Raw genomic sequence first — 17,774 nt, 5'->3', positions numbered from 1 at the left:
TGTCTTCTTGCGAAATTCTTGGGCAACGCCGGGAATCGGCCCAGCTGTCATTGTCCAGGTAAAACTATTGTCCAGATAAAACTTGAGGCTGGGAGCCTGCCATGCGCCTGCGGGAAACCCGCTGACGCACAGCAAACAACCAACCTCTAGCGCAATCGCTTATTAGCGACGCAGACCCAGGCGAGCGATCAGCGAGCTGTAACGGCTCACGTCCTTGCCTTTCAGGTAGTCCAGCAGCTTACGGCGCTGGTTTACCATGCGGATCAGACCACGACGGGAGTGGTGATCTTTACCGTTGGCCTTGAAGTGACCTTGCAGTTTGTTGATGTTGTGGGTCAGCAGTGCAACTTGCACTTCTGGCGAACCAGTGTCACCAACAGCTTGCTGGTAGTCAGCTACGATTTGAGCTTTTTCTTGAACGTCGAGAGCCATGAGGCAATCCTTTTATCAGGAAACGATTCGCGAGAACCGCTTCAATAGGCCGAGGGCAAACCCTCGTATTTTAAAATGAGAAGTGACCATGCCTATTAACAGCCACCCTCGTCCGGTCATTCTGACCGAATCAATCGACGCGGCGCGATGCGCCCGTCTTCGCTCACTTCACCGATACCGATGAAACGACCGTTGTGATCCTGTACCCGTACCATGCCGAACTTCGGGGCATCCGGGGCTCGTACCGGCTGGCCGTTGAGCCAGTAGAACGAGCTGTGCTCCGAGAACTGCAACAGCGGCCAATCCAGCAGGCCGCTGTCCGATGGCATCAGGAAACGGTCGACCGCTTCGTTGCCGCCTTCGGCATGTACCGCTTCCAACTCTTCCAGCGTGACCGTCTGCGCCAGGGTAAAAGGTCCGGCCTGGGTACGTCGCAGTTCAGCAACGTAAGCGCCACAGCCGAGCTCTTCACCAATATCCTCCACCAGGGTGCGGATATAGGTGCCTTTGCTGCAATCCACCGCAAGCCGCGCAGTATCGCTTTCGAAGGCCAGTAATTCCAAGCGCGCAATAGTAACAGAACGCGCTTCGCGCTCCACTACTTCGCCTGCACGAGCCAGCTTGTACAGCGGCTGGCCATCACGTTTGAGGGCCGAGTACATCGGCGGTATCTGACTGATTTGCCCGCGAAATCTCGGCAACGCCGCCTCGACATCGGTGCGACCAACGGTCACCGGGCGCTCCTGCAAAACCTCGCCCTCGGCGTCCGCCGTAGTAGTGGTCTTGCCCAGTTGTGCCAGGGTTTCGTAACTCTTGTCGGAGTCGAGCAGGTACTGGGAGAACTTGGTTGCCTCACCGAAGCACAGCGGCAATACGCCAGTGGCCAGCGGGTCGAGGCTACCGGTATGCCCGGCCTTTTCAGCATTCAGCAGCCAGCGCACCTTCTGCAAGGCAGCGTTGGAGGTGAACCCCAGCGGCTTGTCGAGCAGGATGATGCCGCTGACGTTACGACGGATACGTTTGACCTGAGCCACCGATTACTCCTTGGTGTCTTCGGGTTCTGCCGCAACCGGGTGCTGATTGTCCTCAGCCACGGCACGTTCGATCAGGGCCGACAGGTGGGCACCACGCACGACGCTTTCGTCGTAGTGGAAGTGCAACTGCGGAACGCTGCGCAACTTCATCTCACGAGCCAACTGCATGCGCAGGAAGCCTGCCGCCGAGTTCAACACCTTGATGCTTTGAGCGATGTCTTCAGCGCTGTCCTGGCCCATCACGGTGATGAAAATCTTGGCGTGACCGACGTCACGGCTGACTTCCACGGCGGTGATGGTCACCAGGCCGACGCGCGGGTCTTTCACTTCACGACGGATCAGCTGTGCCAGCTCACGCTGCATCTGATCGCCGATACGTTGGGTACGGCTATATTCTTTTGCCATGTCTTGTTACCTGTTACTGCCCTGCGGTGAAACCCGCATGGTCTGAAAGCGGCAAACGCCCGGCCTGACAGAAGCCAGACCGGGCGTTGCGTTTAGAGTCCTGCCATGGTCCGAGCATGTTTCATGCTGCAGTCCATGGCGGCCCTTGAAGTGCGCGAGTTAGAGGCTGCGAGCAACCTGAACCTTCTCGAAGACTTCGATCTTGTCACCGACTTTGACGTCGTTGTAGCTCTTCACGCCGATACCGCATTCCATGCCGGCACGTACTTCGGAAGCGTCATCCTTGAAGCGGCGCAGGGATTCCAGCTCGCCTTCGAAGATAACGATGTCTTCACGCAGTACACGGATTGGACGGTTACGGTGCACAACACCTTCGATAACCATGCAACCGGCGATCGCGCCAAACTTCGGCGAACGGAACACGTCGCGGACTTCAGCAACACCCAGGATGTTCTCCCGCACGTCGCTGCCAAGCATACCGGTGAGGGCTTTCTTGACGTCTTCGATGATGTCGTAGATCACGTTGTAGTAACGCATATCCAGACCTTCCTGCTCGACGATCTTGCGAGCGCCAGCATCGGCACGCACGTTGAAGCCGAACAGTACAGCGTTGGAGGCCAGCGCCAGGTTGGCGTCGGACTCGGTGATACCACCGACACCGCCACCCACAACACGCACTTGCACTTCGTCGTTACCCAGGCCGTTCAAGGCACCGTTCAACGCTTCCAGCGAACCACGGACATCGGATTTGAGGACGATGTTGAGCGTCTTCTTCTCTTCCTGACCCATGTTCTCGAAGATATTTTCAAGCTTGCCGGCGTGAGCACGGGCCAGCTTGACTTCGCGGAACTTGCCTTGACGGAACAGAGCCACTTCACGGGCTTTCTTCTCGTCGGCAACCACACTCATCTCGTCGCCAGCGTCCGGGGTACCGTCCAGGCCGAGGATCTCGACAGGGATGGAAGGACCGGCTTCCTTGATTGGCTTGCCGTTCTCGTCGAGCATGGCGCGAACGCGGCCATAGTTCGAACCGACCAGCACCATGTCGCCTTGGCGCAGGGTACCGTCTTGAACCAGAACGGTAGCAACCGGGCCACGACCTTTGTCGAGACGCGATTCAACCACGACGCCACGGCCAGGAGCCGAAGGAGTCGCTTTCAGTTCCAGGACTTCAGCCTGCAACAGAACAGCTTCGAGCAACTCGTCCACACCAGTACCGACTTTCGCCGAAACCGATACGAACGGGGTGTCGCCGCCCCACTCTTCCGAGGTCACGCCGTGAACCGACAGCTCGCTACGGATGCGATCGAGATCGGCGCCCGGCTTGTCGATTTTGTTCACTGCAACAACCAGTGGAACACCAGCGGCCTTGGCGTGCTGGACAGCTTCAATGGTCTGCGGCATCACGCCGTCGTCCGCTGCAACTACCAGGATCACGATGTCAGTCGCCTTGGCACCACGGGCACGCATGGCGGTAAACGCGGCGTGACCTGGGGTGTCGAGGAAGGTGACCATGCCGCGTTCGGTTTCAACGTGGTATGCACCGATGTGCTGGGTGATACCACCGGCTTCGCCGGCCGCTACCTTGGCACGACGGATGTAGTCGAGCAGCGAGGTCTTACCGTGGTCAACGTGGCCCATTACGGTCACGACTGGTGCACGGGAGAAGGTCTCGCCTTCAAACTTCAGGGACTCGGCCAGGGAATCTTCCAGGGCAGTGTCGCTGACCAGGGTCACTTTGTGGCCCAGCTCTTCAGCAACCAGTTGGGCAGTTTCCTGATCCAGTACCTGGTTGATGGTGGCCGGAGTGCCCAGCTTGAACATGAACTTGATGATTTCAGCTGCCTTGACCGACATCTGTTGAGCGAGATCGCCCACAGTGATGGTCTCGCCGATCTTCACTTCGCGCACGACAGGGCCGGTTGGGCTCTGGAAACCGTGGGCGTTGCGTTTTTTCAGCTTGGCCTTGCCGCGACCACCACGACGGAAGCCATCGCTTTCTTCGTCGGTAGTACGTGGGGCAACGCGAGGTGCTGGTGCCTTTTCCTTGACCGAAGCACGATGCGGAGCGTTTTTGCGCTCACCATCGCCACTGCCACGACGATTGTTATCGTCGGCACGTGGTTTGTCAGGACGGCGCTGTTCTTCACGCTTGCGAGTGTCGACAGCAGGGGCTGGAGCAGCGGCCACGACCGGCGCGCTTTCACGCACAGGCTCGGCAACTGCGGCAGGAGCTGCAGCAACTTCGGTAGTCGTGGTTTGCGCAGCAGCAGGCTGGCGACGCGCTTCTTCTTCGGCGCGACGCTTGGCTTCTTCTTCAGCCTTCTGACGTGCAGCATTTTCTACTGCGCGACGTTCTTCCAGTTCGCGTTTGCGCTCGGCTTCGATTTCTTCCGGGCTGCGCTGTACGAAGACTTTCTTCTTGCGTACTTCAACGCTGATGCTTTTGCTGCCAGCAACACGCAGGGTGCTGGTGGTTTTACGCTGCAAAGTGATCTTGCGCGGTTCTTCCACTTTCGCCTTGTGGCTGCTTTTCAAGTGAGTCAGCAACGACTGCTTCTCACTGTCGCTCACATGTTCCTCGGCGGCGGTGTGCGGCAGACCTGCCTCACGCATCTGCTGCAACAGGCGCTCTACCGGTGTTTTGACCTCATCGGCCAGTTGTTTCACCGTGACTTGCGTCATGCACTTCTCTCCTCAGGCCGCGCCTAATTACTCGAACCAATGGGCTCGGGCGGCCATGATCAACTTGCCGGCACGATCATCGTCAATGCCGTCGATGTCGAGCAGGTCGTCAATAGACTGCTCGGCCAGGTCTTCGCGGGTAATTACGCCGCGCACCGCCAGTTCCATCGCCAAATCCTTGTCCATACCCTCAAGCGAGAGCAGGTCTTCGGCCGGATGGGCGTCTGCCAGCTTTTCCTCAGTAGCGATGGCTTTAGTCAACAAGCGATCCTTGGCCCGAGCGCGAAGCTCGTTGACGGTGTCTTCGTCAAAGCCGTCGATGTTGAGCATTTCTTCCAACGGTACGTAGGCAATCTCTTCCAGGCTGGTAAAGCCTTCATCTACCAGCACCTGCGCCAGGTCTTCGTCGACTTCCAGCTCGTCAATGAAGTTGCGCAGGATGTCGCCGGTTTCTGCTTGCTGCTTAGCCTGGATGTCCGATTCGGTCATGACGTTCAGGGTCCAGCCAGTCAACTGGCTGGCCAGACGCACGTTCTGACCACCGCGACCGATGGCCTGGGCCAGATTGTCTGCGCCAACGGCGATGTCCATGGCATGGGCATCTTCGTCAACGATAATTGCCGCAACCTCAGCCGGGGACATGGCGTTGATCACGAACTGCGCCGGGTTGTCATCCCACAGGACGATATCCACACGCTCGCCACCCAACTCACCGGAAACGGCCTGGACGCGCGAACCGCGCATACCAATGCACGCGCCCTGCGGGTCGATGCGCTTGTCTTTGGAGCGGACCGCGATCTTGGCGCGCGAACCCGGGTCACGGGAGGCAGCCATTACTTCGATCAGGCCTTCAGCGATTTCCGGCACTTCAATACGGAACAGCTCGATCAGCATTTCCGGCGCGGTACGCGACAGGATCAGCTGAGGGCCGCGGTTCTCGGTGCGGATTTCCTTGAGCAGCGCACGCAGGCGCACGCCAACCCGGAAAGTTTCGCGAGAAATGATGTCTTCACGGGCCAGCAACGCTTCTGCGTTGTTACCCAGGTCGACGATCACATTGTCGCGGGTTACTTTTTTCACGGTGCCGGAGATGATTTCACCCAGGCGCTCGCGATAGGCATCGACGACTTGAGCACGCTCAGCTTCGCGAACCTTCTGCACGATGACTTGCTTGGCAGTCTGTGCAGCGATGCGGCCGAACTCGATGGAGTCGATCTTTTCTTCAACGATGTCGCCAACCTTGGCGCCAGGATGCGTTTCAGCAACCTTGCTCGGCCAGGTTTCGATCGCAGGATCGTCCAGGTCGGCTTCCTCGACGACAGTCCAGCGACGGAAAGTCTCGTAGGCACCGGTGTGGCGGTTGATTTCCACACGCAGGTCAACTTCGTCTTCAAAACGCTTTTTGGTAGCCGTGGCCAAAGCCAGCTCCAGCGCTTCAAAAATCACGCTTGCCGGTACACCCTTTTCATTGGATACCGACTCAACAACCAGCAGTACTTCTTTGCTCATCGTACGCCTCGCCTTTCGCAAGCCATTGGATCCGCGGGATCCGCGTCTCAGTCAAAACTGGGAATTATGTTGGCCTTGTCGATCATATCGATCGGCAACAGGAACTCATGGTCTTCTACCTGCACCACGATGTCCTGCTCCTCTATCCCGCGGAGAAGGCCCTGAAAATTACGCCGACCTTCGAAAGGCGAGCGCAGCTTGATCTTCACTTGTTCACCGACATACTTGGCAAACTGTTCAAGAGTGAACAGCGGGCGTTCCATGCCAGGAGAGGAAACTTCAAGGGTGTACTCAACAGTGATTGGATCTTCGACATCCAGAACACCGCTGATCTGACGGCTGACGATGGCGCAATCGTCCACCAGCACACCGCCTTCTTTATCAATATAAACGCGCAACAGTGAGTGGCGGCCTTGAGCTGAAAACTCGATACCCCAGCATTCATAGCCAAGGGCCACGACCACCGGGGCCAACAAGGCCTGCAACTGTTCTAGCTTGCTCGACACCTGAACCCCCTCGTGCATGCTTGTGCAAATAAAAAATGGGCGAAGCGCCCATCCCGGAAACGCCGTTGAATAGCGGCGTTATAAAGTGTCCAGCTAACAAAAAGCCCCTGAAAAGGGGCTCCGCTAAAACTGGTTGCGGGGGCCGGATTTGAACCGACGACCTTCGGGTTATGAGCCCGACGAGCTACCAGACTGCTCCACCCCGCGACAAAGCTGGGGCGGAAGTATACGACCGATCCCCTTAAGGGTCAATGTAACCTTCCACCTACAAGAAAGCCCGCAACAGCGGGCTCTCCTGATAATTGGTACCGAGAAGGGGACTCGAACCCCTACACCCTATGGGCACAACCACCTCAAGGTTGCGTGTCTACCAATTCCACCACCTCGGCAAATACTGCGTTACTGCGTGAAACCCTTCTTACTTTTGCTCTTGAGCTGGAGGTACGTCAGTCGCAGTGTTAGCCGACTTTTGCTCTTGAAGCACCGGTACATCATCAGAAGCCGGCTTTTGCTTTGGAACTTCTAACACCGCTGGGTTTGGCAAACCTACTTGAGTCAGCTCATGAGCTTTCTCTTTAGCAAAGTAACCTAACCCCAAGCTGGTTATGAAGAAACCTGCGGCAAGTATAGCAGTAAACTTACTAAGAAAGGTAGAGGAACCTTGGCTTCCGAACACAGTATTTGAAGCACCTGCACCGAAAGACGCACCAGCATCCGCACCTTTACCCTGCTGCAGCAAAACCAGAGCAACTACGCCCAGAGCGCCCAGCAGATGAAAAACGACTACGACTGTTTCCAGCATTTTTTCAGTTTCCCGCGGCGCGACAAATCGCACCGAACTCATCTGCATTCAGGGAAGCTCCACCAATGAGCCCCCCATCGATATCCGGCATGCCGAACAGTTCGACCGCATTGGCCGCCTTCACGCTGCCGCCGTATAGAAGCCGCACACCTCGTGCGACCTCAGAATTCTCTGCCGCCAACTGCGCGCGAATGGCTGCGTGCACATCCTGCGCCTGTTGCGGTGAAGCAGTCAGCCCGGTGCCAATGGCCCAGACCGGCTCGTAAGCGATGACCGCATTGGCGAAAGCGCCAACACCCAGCTCTTCGATGATGCTGCCCAGTTGACGCCCGACAACTTCCAGGGTCTTACCGGCTTCGCGCTGCTCCAGGGTCTCCCCCACACACAGGATCGGCTTCAAGCCACATGCCTGTGCTGCTGCGAACTTGCGGTTGAGAGTCACATCACGCTCGCCCATGATCAGGCGGCGTTCAGAGTGCCCAACCAGCACCAGGGAACAACCTGCGTCCACCAACTGACTGGGAGCAATCTCACCCGTCAGCGCACCTTGCATGGATTCCACCGCAGAATTCTGCGCGCCGACCGAAATCGACTTTCCTTTCAGGCCATCAATCACTTGATTGATATACAGGCAAGGAGGGAATACCGCGACATCAACACCGCTAGGCAAGGCCAGATGACGAAGGCCATTGATCAGCTCAGCGACGCTGGCGCGGGTACCGTGCATCTTCCAGTTACCAGCTACCATAGGGCGACGCATGCTGTACCTCGTCGGTCAAAGTGGGCGCAGATGTTACCCAACCGCGTTAACACTGGCAAGCCGAAATCAGGCAGAAACTTCAGCAACCAGTTTTGCCAGCTCATCGGCGTAGCCACGAACCACAGCCTCGTCGTCACCTTCGACCATGACGCGCACCAAAGGCTCGGTACCCGACTTGCGCAGCAACACGCGACCGCGCCCCGCCATGGCAGCCGTAACACGCTCACACGCTTCCTTGACCGCCGGATGCTCGACCGGGTTCTTGCCACCGGAAAAACGCACGTTGACCAGGACTTGCGGGCACTTGCGCAGTGCCTGACGGGACTGAGCCAAGCTCTCGTTACGCGTCTTGAGCGCCATCAACACCTGTAGTGCAGCGATGATTGCGTCACCCGTGGTGGCATGCCGGAAACACACGATATGCCCCGAATTCTCGCCGCCCACCTGCCATTTACGCTCGATCAGCTCGGCAATCACGTAGCGGTCGCCGACATTGGCGCGCACGAAGGGAATCCCCAGATCAGCCAGGGCCAGCTCGAGCCCAAGATTGCTCATCAAAGTCCCTACAACGCCGCCCTGCAGGCGATCACGTTCATGCAGATCACGGGAAATGATAAACAGCAGCTCGTCGCCGTCGACAATCGCTCCGGTGTGATCGACCATCAGCACCCGGTCGCCGTCGCCATCGAAGGCAATCCCAAGGTCGGCATGCTCAGCCAATACCGCGGCCTGCAACTGCGACATATGGGTCGAACCGCAATTGTCGTTGATGTTCAAGCCGTTGGGCTGCGCCGACAGGACAGTGACGTCGGCACCCAACTCGCGAAACACGCTTGGAGCCACCTTGTAAGTAGCGCCATGAGCACAATCGAGGACGATTTTCAGACCCGCAAAACTGGTGCTGGAAGGTACGCTGCTTTTGCAAAATTCAATGTAACGCCCAGAGGCGTCATTGATCCGCGACACTTTGCCCAGCTTGCTCGACTCCACCACGGTCATGGGGGCGTCCAGCAGCTCTTCGATCATCAATTCCACTTCATCCGGAAGCTTGGTGCCCTCACCGGAGAAGAACTTGATGCCATTATCATCATGCGGATTGTGCGACGCACTGATCACAATCCCGGCCTCGGCATGGAACGTCCGCGTCAGATAAGCAATGGCCGGCGTCGGCATAGGCCCCAGCAGCAAAACATCGGCACCTGCGGCGGAAAGACCGGCCTCCAGTGCAGATTCGAACATGTACCCGGAAATTCGCGTGTCCTTACCCACCAGAACACGACAAGCGCCCATGCTACGGAAGGCCATACCAGCGGCCCAACCGAGCTTGAGCATGAAATCGGGGGTAATCGGGTACACGCCCACACGACCGCGAATGCCGTCGGTGCCAAAGTATTTTTTAGTCATAAGTGCTCCATCATTCTTATTCGGCCATTTCCACTGCCGTGATCATCCGCACCACATCCACCGTCTCCGCCACATCATGGACGCGCAAAATCCGCGCGCCCTTGCCCATGGCCAGCGCAGCGAGAGCCAGGCCACCATAGAGGCGCTCTCCCACCGGACGATTCAGGGCGTGACCTATCATGCTCTTGCGGGAAACCCCTACCAGCAGGGGGCGTCCGAAGACATTCAAGGCCTCCATATGCTTGAACAGGCTCAAGTTATGCTGCAGGGTCTTGGCGAAACCAAAACCCGGATCAAGCACGATCCGCTCAGCTGCGATGCCGACCGCCGCACATTGAGCCATGCGCCCAGCCAAAAACTCACACACTTCTTCAGTCACGTTGCGATAGTGCGGATCATTCTGCATATCGCCAGGCTCACCCAACATGTGCATCAGACATACCGGCAAGCCGGTAGCTGCAGCCGCGTCCAGCGCACCATCACGCTGAAGGGAGCGCACATCGTTGATGAGGCCAGCCCCCAGGCGCGCAGTCTCTCGCATGACCGCAGGCGTGGAAGTGTCCACAGAGATGATCACATCCAGTTCGCGATGAATCCGCTCGACAATCGGCGCCACTCGCTCCAGCTCCTCCAGGGGAGAAACCGCTCGTGCGCCTGGCCTAGTCGACTCACCGCCAACATCGATCAGCGTAGCACCGGCCGCAACCATTGCCTCGGCATGCCGCAAGGCAGCGTCAAGCTGGCTGAAACGACCGCCATCGGAGAAGGAGTCAGGAGTGACATTAAGAATGCCCATAACATGCGTATGGGCCAAATCAAGAACCCGGTTGCCGCAAGGCAACCGGGTTGAGGACGACACAGAAGTCATTTCAAACCTTAATGGTCAGCAGCTGGGCCGCCGATCGGGGTTTCTGGACGTTCATTCTGCACAACAGGTGGAGTAGTGCCCGAGCCACCTTCCCAATCCCGCGGCTCACGCGGAGTACGACCCGCCATGATGTCGTCGATCTGCTCGGCATCAATGGTTTCGTACTTCATCAACGCATCTGCCATGGCATCCAGCTTGTCACGGTTATCCGTCAGGATTTGCTTCGCCGTGCCATAACATTGATCAATGATGCTGCGCACTTCGGAGTCGATCAACTTGGCCGTCTCACCTGAGAAACTTGCGCTTTGACCGCCACCGCCGCGACCGAGGAATACTTCACCCTCTTCTTCGGCATACATCAACGGACCAAGCTTCTCGGACAGACCCCACTTGGTCACCATGTTCCGTGCTATCTGACTCGCCCGCATGATGTCGTTGGAGGCGCCAGTGGTCACACCGTCGAAACCCAAGGTCATCTCTTCAGCAATGCGGCCGCCGTACAGGGAGCAGATCTGGCTGATAAGGGCACGCTTGGACAAGCTGTAGCGATCTTCTTCCGGCAGGAACATGGTCACACCCAGCGCACGACCGCGCGGAATGATCGACACTTTGTAAACCGGGTCATGCTCAGGCACAACACGGCCGACGATAGCGTGGCCCGCCTCGTGATAAGCGGTGTTCTGCTTTTCTTTCTCGGACATGACCATGGATTTGCGCTCGGCGCCCATCATGATCTTGTCTTTGGCCAGCTCAAACTCTTTCATTTCAACGATGCGTTTGCCGGTACGAGCTGCAAACAAAGATGCTTCGTTCACCAGGTTGGCCAGGTCGGCGCCCGAGAAGCCAGGGGTACCACGAGCGATCACGGCCGGAGCGACGTCCTCACCCATAGGCACTTTGCGCATGTGAACCTTGAGAATCTGCTCACGCCCACGAATGTCCGGCAAACCGACGACAACCTGACGGTCGAAACGGCCCGGACGCAGCAACGCAGGATCCAGTACGTCCGGACGGTTGGTCGCAGCGATCACGATGATGCCGTCGTTCATTTCAAAGCCATCCATCTCAACCAGCAACTGGTTAAGCGTCTGCTCGCGCTCGTCATGACCGCCGCCCATGCCGGCGCCACGGTGACGACCGACGGCGTCGATTTCATCGATGAAGATGATGCACGGCGCGTGCTTCTTGGCTTGTTCGAACATGTCGCGAACACGACTGGCGCCCACGCCGACGAACATTTCGACGAAATCGGAACCGGAAATGGTGAAGAACGGGACTTTTGCTTCGCCGGCAATAGCCTTGGCCAGCAGGGTTTTACCGGTACCTGGAGGGCCAACCATCAGCACACCACGAGGAATGCGGCCACCCAGACGCTGGAACTTGCCCGGGTCACGCAGGAACTCGACCAGCTCGCCCACTTCTTCCTTGGCTTCGTCGCAACCTGCAACGTCACCCAGGGTGGTCTTCACCTGATCTTCAGAGAGCAGGCGCGCCTTGCTCTTGCCGAAGCTCATGGGTCCGCCCTTGCCGCCTGCACCGCCCTGCATCTGCCGCATGAAGAACATGAACACGGCAATGATGACCAAAATCGGGAAGCTGGCGACCAGAAGCTGGGTCCAGATGCTTTGCTGCTCAGGCTGCTTGCCTTCGACAACCACGTGGTTGTCCACCAGGTCACCGATCAGGCCATTGTCCTGGATAGCAGGACGGATGGTCTTGAAGCTGTCGCCATCGTTGCGTTTGCCGGTGATCACGTAGCCGTCTACCGCTACGCGCTCGACCTTGCCATCCTTAACTTGCTGGATGAAGTCGGAATAGTTGAGGGTCTGCGGCTCGTTAGGGCTGGAGAAGTTGTTCATTACCGTCACCAGGACAGCCGCAATGATCAACCACAGGATCAGATTCTTTGCCATATCGTTCAATTAACTACCCTCTGAAGCAAGCTCCGCTACTGGCGCGCGCTTCGCATGATATTCACCGGCCTAACTTACTACATTACCTACGGCTCTGGCAGGCGCCGTCTGTAACCCTTTGTGAAACACTTTCTACACAATATTCGCTAATGCTCACGGGGCGAAATACGAAAAACCTATCGACCCGCCAAAAAACCTCGATTTACTCACTACGGCCGCGGTAGCCCCAAGCCAGCATGTATTGCTCGCGGGAACTGCCACGGGAAGAGTCCGGCTTTATCATCTGGACCTTGTCGAATTTCTGACGAGCGTCCTTCACGTAAGCATCAAACCCTTCGCCCTGAAACACCTTGATCACGAAATTACCACCCGGCTTGAGTATCCGAGCCGCCAGATCAAGAGCCAGCTCACATAAAAACATGGCTTTCGGCATGTCCACCTCAGGCGTACCACTCATATTGGGGGCCATATCCGAAATCACAAGGTCCACCTGCGAATTACCAACAGCTTCAAGGATCTGAGCGAGCACGTCGTCCCGGGTGAAGTCACCCTGGATGAAAGTCACGTCCGGAATGCTGTCCATTTCCAGGATGTCCGAGGCGATCAGTCGCCCCTGACCACCGATCAGCCGACTAGTAACCTGCGACCAGCCACCGGGCGCCGCTCCCAGGTCGACAACACTCATACCTGGACGGATCAGTTTGTATTTCTCCTGGACCTCCAGAAGCTTGTAACTCGCACGCGAGCGGTAACCATCCTTCTGCGCCTGCTTCACATAGGGATCATTGACATGTCTTTGCAGCCACTTAAGGCTTGTCTTGGAACGGGCCACGGGCCACCTCAAATAAAACGGGTAGTGATTAACTGGGCGGTCCCGGACTCGCTCGGGTAAACTGGCCGCCGCTTTTTACAAGATCAGACGCAGGGGTCAGATTATGCCGCTCACTCAAGAGCAGAAGAAACAGTACAAATCCATTGGCCACCATCTGAAACCAGTATTGACTGTGGCTGACAACGGTTTGACCGAAGGTGTATTAGCCGAACTTGAACGCGCCTTGAGCGATCATGAGCTGATCAAGATCAAACTCAACATCCTCGAGCGCGAGTCTCGCCTGGCGGTCATCGCCGAGCTGTGCAAGGCGGGCAAGGCTGACTTGGTGCAAGTCATCGGCAAAATGGCGTTGATTTACCGCAAAAACGCCAAGGTAAACAAGCAACTGTCGAACGTCCATCGCTTCCACTGACGTCGACAAGGGTCAAGGGTGCGCTTCGCGTACCCTGCCACCCCATCCAGGGACTGGCTGCAGCACCAGCACCAGGCCGGAAAACCCAAGCACAAGATAGCTGAACAATTGCCAGCGTTGCGCCTCAGGCAACAGCATGCGCACCACGAAATACATCGCACACGCATAAAGCCCCATCAGCAGCAGCTGCCCGCGAATATCCCGCCACACGCTTGCCAGTCCTTCGGACCGAATCAATATCAGCACCTGCAACACCAGGCACGCCGCCGAAAAGCCCACCAGCAACGCACCCAGCATTTTGCCGATATCGTCGATCAGCAGCGGTGCCAAGCCTATTTGCTCGAGCACCGGCAGCAAACCGATGTGCAGAAGCCACAAGCCACCGACCCAGAGCATCTGGGCCAGTTGCCAAAGCATGGCACCCGCGCGAAGCGGGTGCCGTCTCTCAGATGTGACGAACTTCGACAATCTCGTACTCGATAACGCCACCTGGCGTTTTGACGGCGACCACATCACCCTCTTCCTTGGCAATCAAGGCACGGGCCAGTGGCGAACCGACGGAGATCTTGCCGAGCTTGAAGTCCGCTTCATCCTCTCCCACGATTTGATAGGTCACGCTTTCGTCAGTTTCGACGTTGGCGATCTCGACCGTGGTACCGAAAATCACTTTACCGGTGTGAGGAATGGTCGTGACATCGATGATCACCGCATTCTGCATGCGGCCTTCAATATCGCGAATCCGCGCCTCGACCATACCTTGCTGCTCGCGGGCAGCATGGTATTCGGCGTTCTCTTTAAGGTCACCCAACTCGCGGGCCGTTCCGATATCCTGGCTAAGCTTAGGACGAACGACCTTGGTCAGGTGAGCGTGCTCTTCTTCCAGGGCTTTAGCGCCCTGGACAGTCATCGGGTATTTGATCATGCCTTCAATCCTGCGTGTAGATCCTGCAAGCGGCGCACGGTCTTCTCGGGACCGAACTTCAACGCTTCGCAGATGGCTTCGCCAGCAGCAATGGTCGTGGTGCAGTAGATCTTGTGCTGCAAGGCATTACGACGAATGGAGTAGGAATCAGCGATCGACTGGCGACCTTCCGTAGTGTTGATGATCAGGGTGACTTCGTCATTCTTGATCATGTCGACCACGTGCGGACGACCTTCGGTCACCTTGTTCACACGACGCACTTTCAGGCCGGCAGCTTCAATCAGCTTGGCAGTCCCGGCAGTGGCAACCACTTCGAAACCCAAGTTGATCAGATCACGGGCCACACCTGCAACCAGCGGCTTGTCATCGTCACGCACGCTGATGAACGCGGTACCGCCAGTCGGCAACACTTCGCTGGCACCCATCTGGGCCTTGGCGAAGGCTTCGCCGAAGGTGTCACCGACACCCATCACTTCACCGGTGGACTTCATCTCTGGGCCGAGGATCGGGTCCACGCCAGGGAACTTGGCGAACGGGAACACCGCCTCTTTCACACTGTAGAAGTTCGGAATGATTTCCTTGGTGAAACCGATTTCCTTCAGGGTTTTACCCGCCATCACGCGAGCCGCGATCATGGCCAGGGACACACCGATGCACTTGGATACGAACGGTACGGTACGGGAAGCGCGCGGGTTGACTTCGATGACGTAGATGTCCTCGCCTTGCAGCGCCAACTGCACGTTCATCAGGCCGACAACACCTAGCTCCAGGGCCATTTTCTTGACCTGTTCGCGCATCTCGTCCTGGATATGCACAGGCAGCGAGTATGGCGGCAGGGAGCAGGCAGAGTCACCGGAGTGAACACCGGCCTGTTCGATGTGCTGCATGATTGCGCCAATCACCACATCGGTGCCGTCGCAAACCGCATCCACGTCCATTTCGATGGCGCAGTTGAGGAAGTGGTCGAGCAGCACCGGGCTGTCGTTGGACACTTTCACCGCGTCACGCAGGTAGCGCTTGAGCTCTTCTTCTTCGTAGACGATTTCCATCGCCCGACCGCCCAGCACGTAGGAAGGACGCACCACCAGCGGGTAGCCGATCTTGCTGGCTGCACGGATGGCTTCATCTTCGCTGCGCACGGTAGCGTTTGGTGGCTGACGCAGGTTCAGGCGCTCCACCATTTGCTGGAAGCGCTCGCGGTCTTCGGCACGGTCAATCGCATCAGGGCTGGTGCCGATGATCGGCACGCCAGCAGCTTCCAGGGCACGCGCCAGTTTCAGCGGGGTTTGGCCGCCGTACTGGACGATCACGCCTTTAGGCTTCTCGACGCGGCAGATTTCCAGCACGTCTTCCAGCGTTACCGGCTCGAAATACAGACGGTCGGAAGTGTCGTAGTCAGTGGAAACGGTTTCCGGGTTGCAGTTGACCATGATGGTCTCGTACCCGTCTTCGCGCAGCGCGAGGGCGGCGTGTACGCAGCAGTAATCGAACTCGATGCCCTGGCCGATACGGTTTGGACCACCGCCCAGGATAATGATCTTGTCGCGGCCCGACGGCGCAGCTTCGCACTCCTCCTCGTAGGTGGAGTACAGGTACGCGGTGTCGGTGGCAAACTCGGCGGCACAGGTGTCAACGCGCTTGTAGACCGGGAAGATATCCAGCTTGTGGCGATGCGTGCGCAGGTTCTTCTCGGTCACACCCAGCAGCTTGGCCAGACGCTGATCGGAGAAACCCTTGCGCTTGAGGCGGAACATCAGGTCGCGGTCGATGGAGGACAGACCGAGGGTCTTGACCTTCTCTTCTTCCTTGATCAGATCTTCAATCTGCACCAGGAACCACGGATCGATCATGTTCATGCCGAAGATGTCTTCGACGGTCATGCCGGCGCGGAAAGCATCAGCCACGTACCAGATACGCTCAGCGCCCGGCACGGTCAGCTCGCGCTTGAGCACGCTCATGCTTTCCGGGTTGCTCAGGTCGAGCTTCTCGTCCAGACCGCAAACGCCCACTTCCAGGCCACGCAGGGCTTTCTGCAGAGACTCCTGAAAGGTCCGGCCGATGGCCATGACTTCACCGACAGACTTCATCTGGGTGGTCAGGCGAGCGTCGGCCTTCGGGAATTTCTCGAAAGCAAAACGTGGCAGCTTGGTCACGACATAGTCGATTGACGGTTCGAAGGACGCCGGCGTAGCGCCGCCAGTGATTTCGTTTTGCAGCTCGTCCAGGGTGTAACCGATCGCCAGCTTGGCGGCGATGCGCGCAATCGGGAAGCCGGTAGCTTTCGATGCCAGTGCCGACGAACGCGATACACGCGGGTTCATCTCGATCACGACCATGCGGCCGGTGTCCGGGCAAATACCGAACTGAACGTTGGAACCGCCGGTTTCAACGCCGATCTCACGCAGTACCGCCAACGAGGCGTTGCGCATGATCTGGTATTCCTTGTCCGTCAGGGTCTGTGCTGGCGCAACAGTGATCGAGTCACCGGTGTGCACGCCCATCGGGTCAAAGTTTTCGATGGAGCAGACAATGATGCAGTTGTCCTTCTTATCGCGGACAACCTCCATCTCGTACTCTTTCCAGCCGATCAGGGATTCGTCGATCAGCAGCTCTTTGGTCGGCGACAGGTCCAGGCCGCGAGCGCAGATTTCTTCGAACTCTTCACGGTTGTACGCGATACCACCACCGGTGCCGCCCATGGTGAAGGACGGACGGATGATGCACGGGAAGCCGAGTTTTTCGAGGACCGCATTGGCCTCTTCCATGCTGTGGGCAATACCCGAACGCGGGCAGTCCAGGCCGATGGATTTCATCGCCTTGTCAAAGCGCGAACGGTCTTCGGCCTTGTCGATGGTGTCAGCGTTGGCGCCGATCATTTCTACGCCGAACTTCTCCAGAACGCCTTCGCGCTCCAGGTCCAGAGCGCAGTTCAGAGCGGTCTGGCCACCCATGGTCGGCAACAGGGCATCTGGACGCTCCTTCTCGATGATCTTGGCAACGGTCTGCCACTTGATCGGCTCGATGTAGGTGGCGTCGGCCATGTCCGGGTCGGTCATGATGGTGGCCGGGTTGGAGTTCACCAGGATGACGCGGTACCCCTCCTCGCGCAGGGCTTTACAGGCCTGGGCGCCGGAGTAGTCGAATTCGCAGGCCTGGCCGATCACGATCGGGCCAGCGCCGAGAATCAGGATGCTTTTAATGTCTGTACGTTTTGGCATGGGTTTGTCACTCAAATCCGCAGGTCAGTCGGCAAGCCGTCTTGATCAATTTCTGAAGCTCCAAGGGGGCCA

General features: G+C 57.7%; 16 protein-coding genes and 2 tRNA genes. 1 reads left to right on the top strand and 17 read right to left on the bottom strand.

The features are described from left to right. Positions 1-162: 162 nt before the first annotated feature. From rpsO to rlmE, 14 genes are all read right to left on the bottom strand, one after another. Positions 163-432, bottom strand: coding sequence for a 30S ribosomal protein S15 (gene rpsO, locus JFU57_RS12055; protein ID WP_020299907.1), 270 nt, complete (start codon positions 430-432; stop codon positions 163-165). Positions 433-548: 116 nt separating this feature from the next. Continuing rightward, a complete protein-coding gene (gene truB, locus JFU57_RS12050; RefSeq protein ID WP_020299908.1) occupies positions 549-1,466 on the bottom strand; it encodes a tRNA pseudouridine(55) synthase TruB in 918 nt (305 codons plus the stop codon). A gap of 3 nt (positions 1,467-1,469) precedes the next feature. Then, the gene (gene rbfA, locus JFU57_RS12045) at positions 1,470-1,871 is read right to left on the bottom strand and encodes a 30S ribosome-binding factor RbfA (RefSeq protein WP_078469788.1); all 402 of its coding nucleotides are present in this window, start codon (positions 1,869-1,871) and stop codon (positions 1,470-1,472) included. A gap of 159 nt (positions 1,872-2,030) precedes the next feature. Further along, positions 2,031-4,556 carry a translation initiation factor IF-2 gene (gene infB / locus JFU57_RS12040; protein ID WP_020299910.1) on the bottom strand — a complete coding sequence of 842 codons (2,526 nt, stop codon included), beginning with the start codon at positions 4,554-4,556 and terminating at the stop codon, positions 2,031-2,033. Between the two features lie 27 nt (positions 4,557-4,583). Beyond that, positions 4,584-6,065, bottom strand: coding sequence for a transcription termination factor NusA (nusA, locus tag JFU57_RS12035; protein ID WP_078469787.1), 1,482 nt, complete (start codon positions 6,063-6,065; stop codon positions 4,584-4,586). Between the two features lie 47 nt (positions 6,066-6,112). Further along, the gene (gene rimP, locus JFU57_RS12030) at positions 6,113-6,571 is read right to left on the bottom strand and encodes a ribosome maturation factor RimP (protein ID WP_020299912.1); all 459 of its coding nucleotides are present in this window, start codon (positions 6,569-6,571) and stop codon (positions 6,113-6,115) included. Positions 6,572-6,701: 130 nt separating this feature from the next. Then, a tRNA-Met gene (locus JFU57_RS12025) sits at positions 6,702-6,778 on the bottom strand. A 96-nt stretch (positions 6,779-6,874) separates the two neighbouring features. After that, positions 6,875-6,960, bottom strand: a tRNA-Leu gene (locus JFU57_RS12020). A gap of 29 nt (positions 6,961-6,989) precedes the next feature. Further along, positions 6,990-7,373 carry a preprotein translocase subunit SecG gene (gene secG / locus JFU57_RS12015; protein ID WP_078469786.1) on the bottom strand — a complete coding sequence of 128 codons (384 nt, stop codon included), beginning with the start codon at positions 7,371-7,373 and terminating at the stop codon, positions 6,990-6,992. 4 nt (positions 7,374-7,377) lie between these two features. Further along, entirely contained in the window at positions 7,378-8,133 is a 756-nt protein-coding gene (tpiA, locus tag JFU57_RS12010) for a triose-phosphate isomerase (protein WP_020299914.1), read from the bottom strand. A gap of 66 nt (positions 8,134-8,199) precedes the next feature. Continuing rightward, a complete protein-coding gene (gene glmM / locus JFU57_RS12005; protein WP_078469785.1) occupies positions 8,200-9,537 on the bottom strand; it encodes a phosphoglucosamine mutase in 1,338 nt (445 codons plus the stop codon). A 16-nt stretch (positions 9,538-9,553) separates the two neighbouring features. Further along, positions 9,554-10,405 (bottom strand): dihydropteroate synthase, encoded by an 852-nt coding sequence (gene folP / locus JFU57_RS12000; RefSeq protein WP_201129422.1) that lies wholly within the window; start codon positions 10,403-10,405, stop codon positions 9,554-9,556. A gap of 8 nt (positions 10,406-10,413) precedes the next feature. Then, positions 10,414-12,318, bottom strand: coding sequence for an ATP-dependent zinc metalloprotease FtsH (ftsH, locus tag JFU57_RS11995; RefSeq protein WP_078469783.1), 1,905 nt, complete (start codon positions 12,316-12,318; stop codon positions 10,414-10,416). A 202-nt stretch (positions 12,319-12,520) separates the two neighbouring features. Then, a complete protein-coding gene (gene rlmE / locus JFU57_RS11990) occupies positions 12,521-13,150 on the bottom strand; it encodes a 23S rRNA (uridine(2552)-2'-O)-methyltransferase RlmE (RefSeq protein ID WP_020299918.1) in 630 nt (209 codons plus the stop codon). A gap of 103 nt (positions 13,151-13,253) precedes the next feature. Here rlmE and yhbY point away from each other — a divergent pair, with 103 nt between their 5' ends. Next, a complete protein-coding gene (gene yhbY, locus JFU57_RS11985) occupies positions 13,254-13,562 on the top strand; it encodes a ribosome assembly RNA-binding protein YhbY (RefSeq protein WP_201129421.1) in 309 nt (102 codons plus the stop codon). A 12-nt stretch (positions 13,563-13,574) separates the two neighbouring features. Here yhbY and JFU57_RS11980 read toward each other — a convergent pair whose 3' ends face one another. The 3 genes from JFU57_RS11980 to carB are packed head-to-tail and all read right to left on the bottom strand — an operon-like array spanning position 13,575 to position 17,702. Beyond that, on the bottom strand, positions 13,575-13,979 hold the full coding sequence (locus tag JFU57_RS11980) for an MFS transporter (RefSeq protein ID WP_201132102.1): 405 nt from the start codon (positions 13,977-13,979) through the stop codon (positions 13,575-13,577). Between the two features lie 28 nt (positions 13,980-14,007). Continuing rightward, a complete protein-coding gene (gene greA / locus JFU57_RS11975) occupies positions 14,008-14,484 on the bottom strand; it encodes a transcription elongation factor GreA (RefSeq protein WP_020299921.1) in 477 nt (158 codons plus the stop codon). Beyond that, the gene (carB, locus tag JFU57_RS11970) at positions 14,481-17,702 is read right to left on the bottom strand and encodes a carbamoyl-phosphate synthase large subunit (RefSeq protein ID WP_201129420.1); all 3,222 of its coding nucleotides are present in this window, start codon (positions 17,700-17,702) and stop codon (positions 14,481-14,483) included. Before carB ends, greA begins: the two co-directional genes overlap by 4 nt. Between the last annotated feature and the right edge of the window lie 72 nt (positions 17,703-17,774).

The organism is Pseudomonas sp. TH07 (assembly GCF_016651285.1).
Lineage (GTDB): Bacteria > Pseudomonadota > Gammaproteobacteria > Pseudomonadales > Pseudomonadaceae > Aquipseudomonas.
Note: the sequence above shows the minus strand (reverse complement) of the source record. Positions and strands in the feature narration are given on the sequence as shown.